The sequence below is a fragment of the Arthrobacter sp. H35-D1 genome (assembly GCF_030063185.1).
Taxonomy (GTDB): Bacteria; Actinomycetota; Actinomycetes; order Actinomycetales; family Micrococcaceae; genus Specibacter.
This window is the reverse complement of the sequence record NZ_JASISP010000019.1, coordinates 23,527-40,062: the sequence shown is the minus strand read 5'-3', so window position 1 is coordinate 40,062 and position 16,536 is coordinate 23,527. Positions and strand designations below refer to the sequence as shown.

Sequence of the window (16,536 nt, the reverse complement as noted above, 5' to 3'; positions counted from 1 at the left end):
TGATAGTAGGGAATAGCTGCCGCACCCAAGATTTTCGCGGCGGAACGCTAATCTGCACCTCACGGCCACGGAACGGTCCCGGAAATACCTTCGGCGGCCCCGGCCTGAGCAGTTATAAGAGAAAGGGCACCATGCCTGTTGCAGTTGAATCGAATGAGAAGTTCGCAGCCTACGCCCACCCGGAGCGGCTTGTGTCCACCGAGTGGCTCGCCGAGGCCATTGCCGGCGGGGCCACTGCCAACGGCGGCCTTGTGGTCGTGGAGTCCGACGAGGACGTGCTGCTGTACGAAACCGGGCACATCCCCGGAGCAGTCAAGATTGACTGGCACACGGACCTGAACGACGACGTCACCCGGGACTACATTGACGGCGCCGCTTTCGCCCTGCTCGCCACGGCCAAGGGCATCTCCCGCGACACCACAGTTGTGGTCTATGGCGACAAGTCCAATTGGTGGGCCGCTTACGCCCTGTGGGTCTTTACCTTGTTCGGCCACGAAGATGTTCGCCTGCTCGACGGCGGCCGCGACAAGTGGATTGCCGAGGGCCGCGAGATGACCACCGACGCCACCGCCGTCACCGCGTCCGCAGGCTACCCGGTGGTGGAGCGCAACGACGCCCCCATCCGCGCCTACAAGGAAGACGTCCTGGCCCACTTGGGCAAGAACCCGCTGATCGATGTCCGTTCCACCGAGGAATACACCGGTGAACGCACCCACATGCCTGCCTACCCGCAGGAAGGCACCTTGCGTGGCGGCCACATCCCCACGGCTGCCTCCATCCCGTGGGCCCGTGCCGCGGCCGAAGACGGCACCTACCGCTCACGCGAAGAGCTCGAGGCCCTGTACCTCGGCGAAGCCGGACTGGCGGCAGGGGACGACGTCGTGGCCTACTGCCGCATTGGCGAGCGATCCAGCCACACCTGGTTCGCGCTGAAGTACCTGCTGGGCTTCGACACGGTCCGCAACTACGACGGCTCCTGGACCGAATGGGGCAACGCCGTGCGTGTTCCCATCGCCGTGGGCACCGAACGCGGCGAACTGCCCGCAAAGAACTAGTCCCCACGCCCTCCCAAAGTTCAGCCGCTGGCGCGTCTGGACTTTGGGCCCCTCGGGCGCGTGGGCCCATACGCTTCCGGGACCAACTTTCCTCTGTTTCACCTTCCACCGAAAAGAAACGTACGCTTTAGTCGATGACTACTTCACAAGCACTTCCCCCCGCACTGGCTGAGATCGTCGAGGATTTCCAGGAACTGGAAGAACGCGACCGCCTGACGCTGCTGCTGGAATTTTCCCGTTCCCTGCCGGCCCTGCCTGAGCGCCTCACAAATCACCCGGAGTTGCTCGAGCAGGTCCTGGAATGCCAGTCGCCGTTGTTTTTGACAGTCGAGTCGGAAAAGACACCGAACGGCGATGTCGTCAGGTTGTTCTTCCAGGCTCCCCCCGAAGCACCCACCACGCGCGGTTTTGCGTCGGTGCTGTTTGAAGGCCTCGACGGATTGACAGCCGAAGAAATCCTTGCCGTACCCGACGACATGCCGGACCAGCTGGGCCTGACCCGTGCCATCTCCCCGCTGCGCATGCGCGGCATGAGCGCCATGCTGGGCCGCGTCAAGCGGAAGATCAACGGCGGACTCCGCCCCGCTGCCTGACTGCTTCCATGGCCAAACGACAAGCAGCGGGTGCAAGCACGCCGGCAACTGTTGCGCTGACGGCCGCCAACGTGGCCTTTATACCCCACAGCTATGCCCACAACCCGGCCGCCACCAGCTATGGCATGGAGGCAGCCACGGTTCTTGGCATTGCCCCGGAACGCGTTTTCAAGACGCTGATGGCAGACGTCGGGGGCGCCTTGGCGGTGGCGATCGTGCCCGTCAACGGCACCCTAGACCTGAAAGCCCTCGCCCACGCGCTTGGCCACAAAAAGGCCGTGATGGCCGACCCTGCCTTGGCACAGCGACGCACCGGCTACGTGCTCGGCGGCATCTCCCCGCTCGGCCAGCGCCAGCAGTCCCCCACCGTCCTTGATGCATCGGCTCTTGCACATGAGAGCATCTTCGTCTCGGGCGGACGCCGGGGATTCGACGTCGAGCTCTCCCCCGGAGACCTCATCACCTTGACCCATGCCATGACTGCGCAGATCGGCCACCCTGCCTGAGCAGACCTGCCTCGCAGCAGCCATGGATCCCAGTGTGCGATTCGTGGTCGGCGGGAACATGGAGGCCGGCCATCGTCGCCCCGGGACAATACGTGCTGGGAAATAGGCCACCCCCAACCGTTTCAGTGTCACCGGGATGTACTCGTTCCGTGCCTCCAGATCCGCCCGGGTAGCGAACACCTCAACGACGGCCCGCACCGTAGCTTTCAAGGCACTGCTCGTCCTCCCCGATGGGGTCCAGCAACCTATTCTGGTAGCCGCCGGACAAAGGCCCTGGGCTGGTTCCAACAAGTTATAGGCGAATAACAAACGCGGCCGGAACAATCGGCGGCGCGGTGATGGGAAGATTCTTGATGGAAATGCATCGCGGCCTCGCCGAGAGCGTCCACCGTCAAACGGCCGCCGACCCCGGCGATTGGGAAGCCACCTATCGGCAGATGGTGCTGTACGACCTCGCAGCTGACGTTGAACTTGGGTTCTTCCTGGCCTACTACCGCAATTTCGCCATCCCCGGCATCGCTGCAACCTTGCACCGGAACGGCGAGATCATCCAGCGCCCCGTGAAGCGCACGTTCGACACCGCCATTGTGACCTATGAACTCATCGCCTGTGGCCTCAACAGCGAACGCGGGCGCCACATGATCCGGCTGCTCAACCGCGTCCACCGCCACGTCCCCGGCAGCAACGACGACTTCCTCTACGTCCTGCTCACGCTCCTCGACGTCCCGATCCGCTGGGCCCGCGGTCACGCTTGGCGCGCCCCGACGCTGGCAGAGGAGGCTGCAGCAACGCGCTTTTATCAAGAGCTGGGGGCCCGCATGAACATCGCCGCCATCCCCGCGACGTTGACGGAAGCGGAGCGGTTCTTCGACCACTACGAGCGTGTTGACATCGCCCACTCTCCCGCCGGCGTCCAACTGATGGCCGGCACCGTCCAAGTTCTCAAGTCCAGACTCCCTGCGCTAGCCAGACCGGTTGCCAGGACCATGCTTTCTGCCATGTTCGACGACGACCGCCTCACCGACGCACTCGGCCTCCACCGCGCCAACAGGGCTTCCAAGGCAGCCCTGCGCATGGTTCTGGAGACACGCAACGCAATCCACCGCCGTCGTCCGCTAGTCACCAGGGCGCACTTTGTGCCCGGCGAGGAAGTATCCGGCCCGCACCCCACCGGCTACCGCCTTGCAGATATAGGGCCGGAAAACATCATGAAGCCAACCAGCCGTCCGAATCATGGGCCGTCGTGATGTCATTTCTGCGCCAACGCGAACGCTCCGCGTGTGAGCGAGGCCAATTCGCTTGCGGCGGCTCCGGCGTTGATCGCGTTCTTGGGGTTGGCTGTCATCATTGCCGTCACGAAAGTTCGGCCCTGTGCGTTGGTTGCCTTCCAGCCCAGCGACAGGACTCCCTGTTCCGCGCCGCCCTTGAACCACACTGAGGGCCACGACTTCGGATCAAGGCCCAGACCGCCGTCACTGGTTGACATGATGGTGCAGATCGGTTCAAGGCCCGGCTTGGAAGCAAGCGAGTCCAGCGCTGCAAAAGCCTTGCACAAGTCCTGGGGCGAGGCGAACCACTCCAGTTTTTCGATGTCGCGGGGCTCCTGCCATCCTGTGATCTTGCTGCGCGGGACGGGGTCGATCGTTGCGCTCAAGTACTGTGAACGTTCCTCGGGGCTGAGCTGGAGGTAGGCGTCGGCGTATTTGGGGTAGTCGGCGCCCTTGAGCACAAACAGTTCCTTGGTGCGCAAGAACGGCACGTTTCTCTCGGCATGGGTAGAGCCGAAGGCGTGCTGGGTCGATTCGACGGCGGCCCGGCCAACAGTTTGTGCGAGCAAGTCTGCAGTGGTGTTGTCGCTGATCGAGATCATCTTGGTCGCGGCGTCGGCGATGCCGACCATGGTGCCAGCAGGCTCGTCTTGCAACACTCCGGTCGGCAGGCTCTTGACCTGTTCGGTGATCTCCAGCTGTTGGTCCCATTTCAGCTCGCCTGCATCAATCTGGTGGGCGACCGCGCCCAAGACGTACACCTTGAACATCGATCCCGTGGGGCGTGTTTGCCGCTCATTCAGTGCGTGGACCGGTGTGCAACTGCCGTCCTTCTCAACCTCGGCACTCAGCATGCCGACCTGCGGCGCGAGAGCGGCAAGCCGCTGGTCCACCGCACCCCACGAAGTGGGTGTGCCAGTGGTTGTGGGTACCGGCTTGAACAACAGTCCCTGAATCTTCCCGTCTGCCTGCGTTGACAGACTGACTTGCAATGGTCCCTGGCTGCTGCTGACGGTCCCGATAAGTGCCGACGGCGTGCTGGACTCGATTGACGTCAGCACCAGACCTCCCTCGGGAGTCAGCGAGGACAGAACTTCGTTGAGCTTCTCCGGGGCACCTCATTAAAGAAATCAGTGTTTAGGTGTTCGGTCACGACCTGCGCGTCAATGGGCAGGCTCTTGGTTGCATCCAACAACCATGAAAGCTGCTTGCCGGCTGCAGTGTCAGGCACCTCCGTCGACGGTGACGAAGGCGACGGGGTGCTGGCAGTGGTTCCGGCGGCGCTGCTGGCAGGGTTCCGGTTGGGCTACCGGTCGGGGTGCTCGCGCTGCTGGTCCCCGGGGTGTCCGGCGGAGTGGCGCTGGACGAACACGCCACCAGTCCCATGCTCACACCGGGCACGGCAACTGCCAGTCGAGCAGCGCCGGTGGACCGTCTCTTCGAGCGCGTGCTCGACGTTTCCGGGGGTTTGCAGACACGATTGCCACGTCCTTTTCAATTCGGGAAGTCCCCGTCACCCTGATGGCTGTCTGTGTTGCGTTGCCACTTCAGCGTAACGCCGCCCCCCACTGGCTGCCGTCGTGACGGTCCCACGACAGCTGCAGTCCACACCTGCGAACCGGACGCTATTCCCGCGGCAGGCCGCGCCTGCCCAAGCGCGGCCGCAGCCAAGCCTCCACGACGTTCTCCCACCGCACCGGGTCCACATTCCATTCCTTGGTGTGCCGGGCCTTGCTGAACGGTTCAAAGGTGACCATCTCGGGATTGCGTTTGGCCAGTTCCGCTGTGGGCTCATAGGGAACAAAGTCGTCGTCGATGCTGTGCAGGATCAACGACGGCGTCCGCAGCTCGACGGCCCGGCTCACCCAGTCCATGCTCTTGAAATTCACCGGAGCTGCGAGCCCCGTAATCCGCTGGCCCAGCGGGTGCGTGAGCATGAGCTGGCCATAGCGGCCAATGTAGTCGGGCAACTTGTTCAGCTTTGCCTGGTGGGCCAGCACATTGACCCAGTTGATGACGGGCGCATCCAACACCATCGCCAGTACGTGCTTCCGGTTGCGGGCAAGGTCGGCTGTCTGCAGGCTGATGGCCCCGCCCATCGAGTTGCCAAACAGCACCACGTCCTTGGCGCCGCGGGAAAGGGCAAAGTCAATGGCCGCTTCCACGTCCGCCCACTCGGTGACCCCGAGCCCGTATCGGCCGTCGGGCGCGGCGGGAGCATCGCCGTCGTTCCTGTAGGACATCAGCAGCGCGTTCATGCCCAGGCGGTGCGCGGTGGGTACTGCGCGCAGTCCTTCGTTGCGGGTGGCGCCGCGGCCGTGGACCATGATGGCCCACGTGGGGCCGGGATTCGGTGCGGGCAACAGCCAGGCGGGTGCCCGGCCCACGGGCAGCTCCAAGGTCACGTCCTCGTAGGGCAGGCCGGCTTCATCGGGATTCGCGTGCAGGTTTCCGGACCACGAGCCGGAGGTGGCAGTGCGCAAGTCCCCGCCGTGGACCGCCAGGACTTCGCGGGTGACGCTGCCTTCCCTCGGCACGTAGGAGAGGATGGGCCCGATGATGGCGTGGGCGCGGCTGCCGTTGAAGTACAGGCCGTACGTACCTTCGATGACGGTGTCGGCGGTGGCTTCCAGCACCACCTGGAGCTTGGGACCGTCGGCGATGACGGCCAAAATGGCGAGGTCGTCGACGCGTTGTTTTTCCGGGGTGACCACCCTCCGGGCGAAGTATGCCGCCAATCCAGCGGTGGCTGTCACCACCGCAAGCGAACCCGCTCCTGCTGCTGCGGCGCCCAAGGCACCCCACTTGAGCCATGCACTTGACTGTTGATCCGAGGTAGCCATGCCTCCATTCTGCCCATCGGTGTGTGGTCGCGTCGAGCGGCGCACCGGGGCATGGGCAAGTTTCTTCGAACACCCCTGCCGTGCCGCAAAGAATCCCGGGGCGATGGCGCCTATGCTGGAGCAATGAGCGACGCCATCATCATTTTGACCGAAGAAACGCTAACCGCCGTCGACGTGGCAAACATCACCGACCTCTATGGCCCCGACGACGACATTGAGCTTGTCCTGCTGGTTCCGGCCGACACGAAACGCAACCTCTTTGTCGACGTCATTGACCAGTTGACGATGCTTGACATCCCGGGCGTGCTGCGTGAATTCCGGGAGCGGCCCGACGCCAAGACGGTCCAGGCAGAGGCGAGCGAGATTTTGGCGGGTTCCCTCGCCGTGTTGGAGGCCGTTGGAGCAAATGCCACCGGGGCCGTTGCCGAGGGCAACGCCGTTGCTTCCCTCGTGGCCAAGGTCGGAGAGACCGGGGCGCGCCAGGCAGTGGTGGTCACCCGCCCGCACGCCGTCGCCGACACCTTCCGGCAGGACTGGGCAAACCAGGCGCAGCGGAAATTGGGACTGCCGGTTTTGCACTTGTACTCTGATTCGGGATTTATTGGCGACTCCTGAACGTTGTAAAGGGCATGACAACTTCTGAAACCCCCGCCGCCCCGTCCGTGGTCAAGCCCGATTCCCAATGGCGTGAGGAGCTCAGCCGTGCCGAGTACCAGGTGCTGCGCCAAGCCGGCACCGAAAAGCCCTTCACCGGTGAATACTGGGACTCCATGCAGGAAGGCGTGTACGAGTGCCGTGCCTGCGGCGCTGAATTGTTCAGCTCCCGGGAAAAGTTCTCCTCGCACTGCGGCTGGCCGTCCTTCTTCGCGCCGCTGGCCGACGGAACCGTACGCTACCTGCACGACCACTCGATGGGCATGAAGCGCGTCGAAGTTCGCTGCACAGCCTGCGATTCCCACTTGGGCCACCTCTTTGAAGGCGAGGGCTATGACACGCCCACCGACGAGCGCTTCTGCATCAACTCCGTCTCCCTGAAACTGCGGGAAGGACCACGGGAACTGTCGCCCGAGGCTTCCACCACGGACTGAGCACGAGAGTTTCTTATGCTCAACCATCTAGGGCATTAGTTTTCCTTTCCCATTGCTACGCTCGAAAAAAGGACCTGCAGGGACCACCCGCAGGCTCAGCGCAGCAAGGAGAAACGCCATGAGCATCACCATGGAAAACACCGGCACGGCCGGCACATTCGACTACAGCACCCTGGCCGGGGACCCGGCCTGGGTGGAGTTGAAGGGCGCCGCGACGCAGCTTGCCCAACTGCAGGTCAAGGATGGCTCGGTGCCCGAGCCGTCCGACCATGCCGCGGCCACCGGCCACGTCGAGACCATCAAATCCTCCATCACGGAACTGGCCCGGCATTTCCCGCACGATCGCGCCTATTTGGAGCTCCTCACTGCCGATTTCAACAAGTGGGTTGCCGCTGGTCTGGGCGTGCCGGACTTCCTTGACTCGCTCTTGGCCTTCAACCCGCAGGAACACCGGATCAACGGGCTGGGGCATTTGGTGGTTTTCCCCATGTACACGCAAAACGGCTCCACCTCCCGCCACGTCGAAGCAGTCCTGGTAGAGGTCATTTGGCCGGAGTTCATTGGCGAGCTGGAGGCGGGGAGCTACTCCAACAAGTTGTTTGTCCCGCTGCGCTTCATCGACTTCACCCCCGGCTACGACAGCAACGCGGCCGTGCTGTTCCCGGAAAGCGTTGCCGTGCGGCAAACACCCACGTTCACTTGGGGCGCCATCTTCCAGGACCGCGAAGCCGCACGCTTCCGCCGCGTGGTCAAGGAGGCCGCCGCTGTGACCCGGTTGGATTTGCCGGAGGATGCGCTCGAGCTGTTGGACGACCAGGCCCTGACCCAGGAAACCTTTGTCATGTGGGACATGATCCACGACCGCACGCACATGCGCGGGGACCTGCCCTTTGACCCGTTCATGATCAAGCAGCGCATGCCGTACTTCCTGTATTCATTGGAGGAGCTGCGCTGCGACCTGACGGCGTACCGCGAATCCGTGGCCGTCGAGCACGATGAAGCAGCCTCCCCCGAGGCACGTCGGCACGCGAAACTGGTCCAGTACGCCGTGATCTTTGACAGGATTTTCCGCTTTGCCATCACCGGCTCGCGCGTGCGCAACTACGACGGCTTGGGCGGGCAGCTGCTGTTTGCCTGGCTGCACCAACACCGTGTGCTGCACTGGACGGACACCACCCTGACCATTGACTGGGCCGGCGTGCCGGAGGCCGTGATCGCCCTGGGCCAGGAGATTGAGGACCTGTACTGGCGCTCCATCGACCGACCCAAGTTGGCGCACTGGCTCGCCGCCTACCGCTTGGTCTCCGCCACGCTGACGCCAAACCCGGCCTCCACGTGGGCCAAGGGCCCCGGCGCCCTTCCGTTGACAGGGCCGCTGCGGGAGATCACGGACCAAGTCTTGGACGACGAATTCCCGCTCTCCATGTTCTATGAGGCCCTTTCCAAGAAGATGGCGGCAGTCATTGAATCCACCTCCGGAATCACCGGCGCCACGGCGTCCTGAGTGGGTACTGTAGGGAACATGACTGAATCACCCTTGGCGTCTCCTCCCCCTGCATCTCCACTCGTGCTGGTTGCCGGCGGCAGCAGCGCCGCCGGCATCGCCGTGGCCCGCGAGTTGCTTTCCGCTGGCATGCGAGTGCTCACCGCGGGGTCCGACGCCGGACGCATCACGGCGGCGGCCGAAGCCGCCGGCGGTGCCGTCCCCCTGGTGTGCGACCTGGCGGATCCGGCAGCTGTGGAAGAGCTGGCGCGCCGCATCCACGCCGATTTTGGGCCCCTCGACGGGCTCATCCATCTGGTGGGCGGGTGGCGCGGCGGTTCCGGCCTGGCCGGTCAAAGCGACGCCGACTGGGATTTTTTGCACACTTCGGTGCTGACCACGCTGCGCAACACCACCCGTGCCTTCCACCCCGATCTGACGGCCTCCCCCGTGGGCCGGTTGGCCATCGTCTCCTCCACCACCGTCACGGCACCCACCGCGGACAACGCCAACTATGCAAGCGTGAAGGCTGCCGCCGAAACGTGGGTGCAGGCCGTCGCCCAAGGGTTTGGAAGCAACGCAAAGAACTCCAGTGCCGCCGTCGTGCTTGTGGTGAAGGCGCTGGTGGACCCCGGCATGCGTGAACGCTCCCCCGACCGCCGCTTCCCCGGCTTCACCGACGTGGCCGAGTTGGGCCGCACGGCCACGGGGCTGTTTTCCCGTCCGGCCGGCGAGCTCAATGGCGCGCGACTGATATTGCCCACACCATCCAAGAAGCAAGGCGAACAGTGACCAACGGCAGCACCCCCACCCCACAGACCTCCACGGCACAGACCTTCCCGACCCAGGCCCCCACAGCACAGGCCTTCGCAACATTGCACGACCCGAAGCTGATCAGCTTTGCCTCGGACAATTACTCGGGCGTGCACCCGGAAGTCCTTGCCGCCTTGGCCGCGGCCAACGGCGGGCACCAGGTGGCCTACGGCGGCGACGACTACACGGCGCGCCTGCAGCAGGAGATGCGCCAGCTCTTCGGCAAGGACGTGGAAGTGTTCCCGGTCTTCAACGGCACGGGGGCGAACGTGCTGGCCCTGCAGTCGCTGCTGCCGCGTTGGGGCGCCGTGGTGTGCGCCGGCACCGCGCACATCAACATGGACGAAAACGGGGCGCCGGAGCGAGTGGGCGGCATGAAGCTGCTGCCGGTCTCCACTCTCAATGGGAAGCTCACACCAGAGCTCATCGACAAGGAGGCGTGGGGCTTCGGCGACGAGCACCGCGCCCAGCCGCTGGCCGTCTCCATCACCCAAACCACCGAGCTGGGCACCTGTTACACCCCCGCGGAAGTGCGTGCCATCTGCGACCATGCCCATTCGCTGGGCATGAAGGTGCACATGGACGGCGCCCGGCTGGCCAATGCCGCAGCCTTCCTGGGCGTGCCGGTGCGCGAGTTCACCTCCGACGCCGGCGTGGACGTGCTGTCCTTTGGCGGCACGAAGAACGGGGTCATGTTTGGCGAGGCCGTGGTGGCACTGAACCCCACGGCCACGGACGGCCTGGTCTACCTGCGCAAGATGAACATGCAGCTCGCCTCCAAAATGCGTTTCATCTCCGCCCAGCTGCTGGCGCTGCTGGCGGACGGGCTGTGGCTGCGTTCGGCCGGCCACGCCAATGCGATGGCGGCCACGCTGCGCGCCGCCGTCGAATCGCTGCCCGGCGTCCACTGCACGCAGGCCACCGAATCCAACGGCGTCTTTGCCGTGCTGCCCGAGGGCGTGGCGGAGCGGCTGCGCACCAAGTTCCGCTTCTATGACTGGGACGAGGCCGCCCGGGAAGTGCGGTGGATGTGCTCCTTCGACACGCAGGAGCAGGACATAGCAGCGTTTGTGGCCGCATTGCAGACGGAGTTGGGAGCCTAGCCCCGGGCCGGGTGCGGCGCGCCTGCCACACTTTGACCCTGCAGCGTCATAATCTGCGAATGTGACCTTGCTCCCGCAGCTTCCCGCTGACTTCCAACTAGCCTTGGCATCGTTGCGCGCGGGCAAGGTACGCAACGAGATCATGCTCGCGGAAGTTCCGGCCCCGGCCCGCCTGGCACCGTACGGCGTGGCACTCGGTGCGGAGATCATTGTCGACGGCGACGAAATGGCCACCGGGCGCTTCATCCTGCTCCACGATCCACAAGGATCCCCGCTGTGGGACGGCACCTTCCGCATCGTGACGTATATCCGCGCCCGGCTGGAACCGGACATGGGCAACGACCCGCTGTTGGGCAATGTCGCCTGGGCGTGGCTCGTCGAATCCTTGGAAGAACAGGGTGCCGCCTACACGAGCGCCGGCGGGACCGCCACCCGCGTTCTGTCCGAAAGTTACGGGACGCTTGCCGCCCGCCCCGACGCCATTGACATTGAACTGCGCGCATCGTGGACGCCAAACGGCACCGCTGTCCGCCCGCACCTTCAGGCGTGGGCAAATATTGTGGGCACCTTTGCCGGGTTGCCGCCCGTGCCCGACGGCGTGACCTTGCTGCCACAGCGCCCCCGCTGATCGACCAGCGCCCCCGCTGATCGACCAGCGCCCCCGCTGATCGACCAGCGCCCCCGTTGCAATGGAGGATGGCAGCGGGGCTGATCGGGACCAACCCATGGCAACGGCCCGGCCCAAGGCGTTTGGAAGCCAAGCGCTGCCTGTGGATGCCCTGTGCCCGGTCCACGCCCCAAGCCCGGTCGATGCCGCACTTGGCCCGGCACCGACAGTCGGGACTCATCAGGAGAAAACATGAGCGTCCCCCCACTCATGACCCGCAGCGGGAGCAGCAATAGCCTTGGCTTACCTGATGGAAAACCTAGTGATGGGAACCAGCCATGCCCACGGAAACCGCCCGACCGTATTGTGCAGTCAAACCCCGAATCCCGCGGGTGACCCCACCGGGGATGCTCGACCGGAGGCAACACCTCCTCACCGTCCTGTCCGCCGTCTGGGCCAACGGGACTGTGCTGCACTACACGCTGCTTGGAGGCCCGGAACCACAGCGCCAAGCCGTCCGCGATGCCTTTGCCGAATGGAAGGCTTTGGGCATCGGCCTGGCGTTCGCCGAGGTGGGCACCGCCAATGAAGCAGAACTGCGCATCTCCTTCGACCAGGATGCTGGTTCATGGTCATACGTGGGCCGCGATGCCTTGGGCATCGGTGCGGCGCAGGCAACCATGAACTTTGGCTGGAACCTCACCGACGACTACGGACACACCACGGCCCTGCACGAGATCGGCCACTCGCTGGGGATGCCGCACGAACACCAGAACCCCTTCGCAGGCATCGTGTGGGATGAGGACAAGGTCTACGGCTACTTCGCCGGCAGCCCCAATTTCTGGCCGCGCGAACAGACGTACAACAACGTGCTGCGCAAGATCCCCGTCGCCGAAGTACAAGGCTCCGAATGGGACCCGGACTCGGTCATGGAGTACTGGTTCCCGGCCGGGCTGATTGTGGAACCCGCCCGCTTCCACGCGGGGCTGAGGCCGCCCGGCGGACTCTCCACACTGGACAAGGAATGGGTTCTCCGCTTCTACCCCCCGCTGGGACCAACCACGCCCAAGCTGGAACCCTTCGTGTCCAGGCCCTTGTCACTTACGGCAGGGCAGCAGGCCGACGCGCGGATCGAACCAACCGAGTCCCGGGAGTACCAGATCTCCAGCTTCGGCACGGCCGACACCGTCATGGTGCTGTTCGAAGAAGTTGACGGCGAGTTGCGTTTCCTCGCCGGTGACGACGACGGCGGCACCGACTTGAACTCCCATCTCTCCCTCAAGCTCTTCCAGGGCCGCAAGTATGTGCTCCGGCTCCGGCTGTACTGGAGCGGGGCCTCCGGCCAGACCGCCGTCATGTACTGGTGACTGTGGCACGCAGAACAGCAATCAACGCAAAGGAGCACCACACCATGGACACCGAACAGCGACAACAGCCTGCGCCCCCTGACACCGCCCCCGCAGGGCAGGAGGACCCCGCCTCCGACGGGGCCAAAGCCCCGCGGGGCGGCGCGAAACTTTACGGCGCGTTCAGCGTCGAAACGTTCTGCAACACGGGCTCGCTCACCCTCACCCACGATGACACGGCCGGATTTTTGGCCTACGCCGAGCAGTTCACGCCGAGAAACTTCTGGTTCACTGACGCGGGAGTCAAAGTGTGGGCCTACGGTGAAGACTACGACAATTGGCAAGACACTTACGGCATGGATTCCTCCCGTGTGCTATATCATTGCGGCCACGGGGGAATGGACGCCAATGGCGTCTTCTACGTCCCGATGGGCGCTCCCTGGCTGGGCGATGACTGCACGGCGACGTCGTCGATCATGCGGCTGGGGAACGAGTACGCACGGTACGTTTTCTGGTCGACCTGTTCGTCCTTGCGCGTGCTGGACGGCCATTCACCTTTCCGCACGTGGAAGGACGCCAACCTGGGACTGCGAATGATGTTTGGATTCGAGACGGTCAGCTGGGACGATGCACGGTACGGCTCGGGATTCTGGCGGCATTGGCAGGCCGGCGAGAGTCTCAGCTCAGCTTGGCTCAATTCCAGCTGGGACATTGCCCACGACCAGGCGCCCAGCGTATGCGCCACCGGAGCCAGCCCTGAGCAGGCCCAGGACAGGCTTTTCAACGAACGCTACCTGTCGGCCGAACGTGCCAGCACGGATTGGTGGTGGTGGCGGTGGTATGACACCGCTTCCAGCGTGGTCCGGGCACCGTCCATGGAAATGCCGCACCAGTTGCGCACCGCGCTCCTCGCGCCGCCGAATTCCCGGTCACTGCGGGACATTGCGGGCCGGTTCAACGTGCAGGGGGGCTCCGCCCGGACCTTCGGCAGCTTCGCCCACATGGCCGCTGACGGCAGGACTGTCACTGTGGACGATGCCGGCCTTGTCTCCGCACGGCTCAACCAGCCCAACTTGGAGAACCGGACACAACTGTCCCGGTCCGATGCCTTGGCCGCAGCGGGGGCCGCAGTGCGCGACTTCGGTCTCGACGAAGGTTCGGAGCTGGTGCTGGACAGGGTTGCCAGCCTATGCGAAGGCGGTGTCTCAGCCAGGGGGGACGGCCATGTTGAGGATCCGTTCACCACTGGGACGCTGGTGCAATACCGGCAACTCGTCAACGGTTTGCCGGTGATCACCACAGACCGCGGCATGGTGCGGATCAATATTGACAACGACGGACGGGTCACGGATGTTTATTCCGGCATACGGCCGGTGGAGGAACTCTCCGACAAGCCACGCGCCACGACTCGGGAGCCGGCACCTCCGGGCGGGCTGGCGCGCGCCATCGGTGAAACGGACCCGCAAACAGCGTTGGCTCGCGCTTTTGGGCCGCGTTTGCGGACCATCCTGTCCGGTCCGCAGGCGCCTGTCTCGGTCGCTACTGTTCCGGAAAGCACCGAGGTCGGCTATGACATTCAGGGCTCCCATGCGTCCTTGGTCGCCCGCAAGGCCGTTGAACTCGAATTTGCCGGCGGTTTCCGCAAGAGGTACTGGATCAATGCTCCGCTGTTCGACTAGGAACACCGTTTCGGCGGGACCAGCAATGGCCCCGCCGGTTGGCGCAGCACATGGGCCGGTGTCCTTGAAGCGGCAGGTGGAAGCTGTGCCCCAAGGGAAGGAGAACCCATGCCGAAGCGCTTGACGCGTGGCGAGATCGAACACGCACTCACGGCCGGCCCGGCCCGGCTGAACGGGACGGACGTTCGTGGCGTGGTTCTCGACGGGCTGGATTTGGCCGGGGCCGACTTCTCCCACGCCCTCCTGGAAGGTGCCTCGCTGGTCGGGGCCGACCTGCGCGGAGCCAGTCTCTTTAGCGCCAAGGCTGCCGGGGCGTGCCTGCGGGACGCGGATCTTCGGGGCGCCAACCTCACTGCGGCAGACCTTTCCCATGCCGATCTTTCGGACGCCCAACTGGACGGCGCGCAGGTCTCCGGCACAAATCTGACGGGGGCCCACGTGATGGGGCTGGCCGGACTCATGCGGGCCGGGGCGATCGCCGGGCCAGCTGACCCCGGGGTGTAGGCCTCCTGCCAACACGGGCGGAAAGCTCCAGCAACCATGGCCCACAAGGTCGACCCAACTGGGCAAACAGAAGACACTTCCCCGAACTGTTGCCGACACTTGAGCAGGGAATCTCCCACCACTGGTGCCGCCCACCCGCCAGCGGCGCGGACCGTTCGGTAGACTGGGGCAATCATGACCAACGCAGAATCAAGCTCACACAGCCGCGCCAGGGACAAAAAGTCCACCCCCCACCACGGCCACAACTCGGCCACAAGCACCCCTGCCGGTGCCCCGCCGGGCGGTGCGGCCGGCGAGGCGTCCGGCAGTTCCACCGGCATTGGCACCGATGTGGCGCCCGCCCCCTTGACGTCCGTGCTCATTGCCGGCCGCCGCGTGGAGTTGGGCGAACTCCCTGAACTCGTGGAGCTCGACACGCCCCAGGACGGGATCCCGGCAGTTGTCGAAACGGAGCCGGCGCTCAAAAGGTGCGCCGCTGCCCTGGCGGGCGGCAGCGGCCCGGCCGCCGTGGACACCGAACGTGCCTCCGGGTTCCGCTACGGCCAGCGCGCCATGCTGGTGCAGATCCGCCGCGAAGGTGCCGGCACTTGGCTCATCGACCCCGAGGCGTTTCCCGACCTGAAGATCATCGACGAAGCCCTGCGCGGCGTCGAATGGATTTTGCACGCTGCCAGCCAAGACCTGCCGTGCCTGGCCGGGGTCGGCATGTGGCCGGACAAGCTTTTTGACACCGAACTTGCCGCCCGCATTGCCGGGTTGCCGCGTGTGGGGCTCGGCGCCGTGGTGGAGTCGCTGCTGGGCTACCACTTGGCCAAGGAACACTCCGCCGCGGACTGGTCCACGCGCCCGCTGCCCGAGCCGTGGCTGCGCTACGCCGCCCTGGACGTCGAGGTCCTGGTGGACCTCGAAGAGGAACTTGTAGCACTGCTGGAAAACGACGGCAAGCTCGACTACGCGGCCCAGGAATTCCAGCACCTCATCGACGCCGGGGTTCCGGCACCCCGCGTGGACCCGTGGCGGCGCACGTCCGGTTCGCACAGCATCCGCAACCGCGTCCAGCTGGCCGCCGTGCGGGAGCTGTGGGAGACCCGCGAAAAGCTTGCCGAACACCGCGACATAGCCCCGGGCCGGCTCATCCCCGACTCCGCGATCGTGGCCGCAGCCAAGGGCATGCCCGGCACGGTTCCGGCATTGCTGGCACTGTCCGGGTTCCATGGCCGCTCCGCCAAACGCGATGCCCCCAAGTGGTTGCATGCCATCCAAACAGCCAAGAACGGCAATGAACCGCCACCCCTGCAGGTCTCCAGCAACGCCCCGCCGCCGCCGCGCATCTGGGCCGAACGCGACGTTGAAGCGGCCGCCCGGTATGCCACGGCGCGGGCACGCCTGGGCGAGCTGGCTGAAGGAGTCAACATACCGGCAGAGAACGTCCTCACCCCGGACTTCCTGCGCCGCGTGTGCTGGCGGCCGCCGTCGGAGATCACCGAAGAAACGGTGGCCGGGCAACTGGCCGAACTGGGAGCCCGCCCGTGGCAAATCGCGATGACCGCCCCCATGCTCACCGAAGCGCTGGCGCACCCCGAGCCGCTGCCTCCCAAGGAAGCAAAAGACGGCAAGGAAACCAAGTCCTAGCCACAGCTTCGCCTCT

The 16,536-nt window shown here is 65.0% G+C and carries 17 protein-coding genes; 14 read left to right on the top strand and 3 right to left on the bottom strand.

All coding sequences use genetic code 11. The features are described from left to right. Positions 1-131 precede the first annotated feature (131 nt). The 4 genes from QMG25_RS15600 to QMG25_RS15585 all read left to right on the top strand — a co-directional run bounded on the left by QMG25_RS15600 (position 132) and on the right by QMG25_RS15585 (position 3,401). Positions 132-1,055 carry a sulfurtransferase gene (locus QMG25_RS15600; protein WP_283461865.1) on the top strand — a complete coding sequence of 308 codons (924 nt, stop codon included), beginning with the start codon at positions 132-134 and terminating at the stop codon, positions 1,053-1,055. A gap of 134 nt (positions 1,056-1,189) precedes the next feature. Beyond that, positions 1,190-1,648 carry a SufE family protein gene (locus tag QMG25_RS15595; protein WP_283461863.1) on the top strand — a complete coding sequence of 153 codons (459 nt, stop codon included), beginning with the start codon at positions 1,190-1,192 and terminating at the stop codon, positions 1,646-1,648. A gap of 8 nt (positions 1,649-1,656) precedes the next feature. Beyond that, positions 1,657-2,154 (top strand): Cys-tRNA(Pro) deacylase, encoded by a 498-nt coding sequence (gene ybaK / locus QMG25_RS15590; protein WP_283461861.1) that lies wholly within the window; start codon positions 1,657-1,659, stop codon positions 2,152-2,154. Between the two features lie 353 nt (positions 2,155-2,507). Further along, the gene (locus QMG25_RS15585) at positions 2,508-3,401 is read left to right on the top strand and encodes an oxygenase MpaB family protein (protein ID WP_349307150.1); all 894 of its coding nucleotides are present in this window, start codon (positions 2,508-2,510) and stop codon (positions 3,399-3,401) included. 2 nt (positions 3,402-3,403) lie between these two features. Here QMG25_RS15585 and QMG25_RS15580 read toward each other — a convergent pair whose 3' ends face one another. The 3 genes from QMG25_RS15580 to QMG25_RS15575 all read right to left on the bottom strand — a co-directional run bounded on the left by QMG25_RS15580 (position 3,404) and on the right by QMG25_RS15575 (position 6,265). Continuing rightward, positions 3,404-4,483 carry a serine hydrolase gene (locus QMG25_RS15580; protein WP_283461856.1) on the bottom strand — a complete coding sequence of 360 codons (1,080 nt, stop codon included), beginning with the start codon at positions 4,481-4,483 and terminating at the stop codon, positions 3,404-3,406. A 17-nt stretch (positions 4,484-4,500) separates the two neighbouring features. Further along, positions 4,501-4,653: a Cpe/LpqF family protein gene (locus QMG25_RS20625; protein ID WP_502866426.1), complete on the bottom strand. Its 153-nt coding sequence runs from the start codon at positions 4,651-4,653 to the stop codon at positions 4,501-4,503. 394 nt (positions 4,654-5,047) lie between these two features. Continuing rightward, the gene (locus QMG25_RS15575; protein ID WP_283461854.1) at positions 5,048-6,265 is read right to left on the bottom strand and encodes an alpha/beta hydrolase family protein; all 1,218 of its coding nucleotides are present in this window, start codon (positions 6,263-6,265) and stop codon (positions 5,048-5,050) included. A 123-nt stretch (positions 6,266-6,388) separates the two neighbouring features. Between QMG25_RS15575 and QMG25_RS15570 the strand changes: the two genes are divergently transcribed. The 10 genes from QMG25_RS15570 to QMG25_RS15525 all read left to right on the top strand — a co-directional run bounded on the left by QMG25_RS15570 (position 6,389) and on the right by QMG25_RS15525 (position 16,520). Next, positions 6,389-6,880, top strand: coding sequence for a hypothetical protein (locus QMG25_RS15570; RefSeq protein ID WP_283461852.1), 492 nt, complete (start codon positions 6,389-6,391; stop codon positions 6,878-6,880). A gap of 14 nt (positions 6,881-6,894) precedes the next feature. Next, positions 6,895-7,353 carry a peptide-methionine (R)-S-oxide reductase MsrB gene (msrB, locus tag QMG25_RS15565; RefSeq protein ID WP_283461850.1) on the top strand — a complete coding sequence of 153 codons (459 nt, stop codon included), beginning with the start codon at positions 6,895-6,897 and terminating at the stop codon, positions 7,351-7,353. A 130-nt stretch (positions 7,354-7,483) separates the two neighbouring features. Continuing rightward, positions 7,484-8,857 (top strand): DUF6421 family protein, encoded by a 1,374-nt coding sequence (locus QMG25_RS15560; protein ID WP_283461953.1) that lies wholly within the window; start codon positions 7,484-7,486, stop codon positions 8,855-8,857. A gap of 18 nt (positions 8,858-8,875) precedes the next feature. Beyond that, complete coding sequence (locus tag QMG25_RS15555; protein ID WP_283461848.1) at positions 8,876-9,628, top strand: SDR family oxidoreductase; 753 nt, start codon at positions 8,876-8,878, stop codon at positions 9,626-9,628. Continuing rightward, on the top strand, positions 9,625-10,752 hold the full coding sequence (locus QMG25_RS15550) for a threonine aldolase family protein (protein ID WP_502866424.1): 1,128 nt from the start codon (positions 9,625-9,627) through the stop codon (positions 10,750-10,752). The genes QMG25_RS15555 and QMG25_RS15550 overlap by 4 nt, the downstream gene beginning before the upstream one ends. 61 nt (positions 10,753-10,813) lie before the next feature. Next, on the top strand, positions 10,814-11,380 hold the full coding sequence (locus QMG25_RS15545) for a DUF3000 domain-containing protein (RefSeq protein WP_283461846.1): 567 nt from the start codon (positions 10,814-10,816) through the stop codon (positions 11,378-11,380). A 371-nt stretch (positions 11,381-11,751) separates the two neighbouring features. Beyond that, positions 11,752-12,726 (top strand): M12 family metallopeptidase, encoded by a 975-nt coding sequence (locus QMG25_RS15540; protein ID WP_283461844.1) that lies wholly within the window; start codon positions 11,752-11,754, stop codon positions 12,724-12,726. 44 nt (positions 12,727-12,770) lie between these two features. Beyond that, the gene (locus QMG25_RS15535; RefSeq protein ID WP_283461842.1) at positions 12,771-14,384 is read left to right on the top strand and encodes a DUF6345 domain-containing protein; all 1,614 of its coding nucleotides are present in this window, start codon (positions 12,771-12,773) and stop codon (positions 14,382-14,384) included. 108 nt (positions 14,385-14,492) lie between these two features. Next, positions 14,493-14,888, top strand: coding sequence for a pentapeptide repeat-containing protein (locus QMG25_RS15530; RefSeq protein WP_283461840.1), 396 nt, complete (start codon positions 14,493-14,495; stop codon positions 14,886-14,888). A gap of 174 nt (positions 14,889-15,062) precedes the next feature. Next, complete coding sequence (locus QMG25_RS15525; protein ID WP_283461837.1) at positions 15,063-16,520, top strand: ribonuclease D; 1,458 nt, start codon at positions 15,063-15,065, stop codon at positions 16,518-16,520. Positions 16,521-16,536 lie beyond the last annotated feature (16 nt).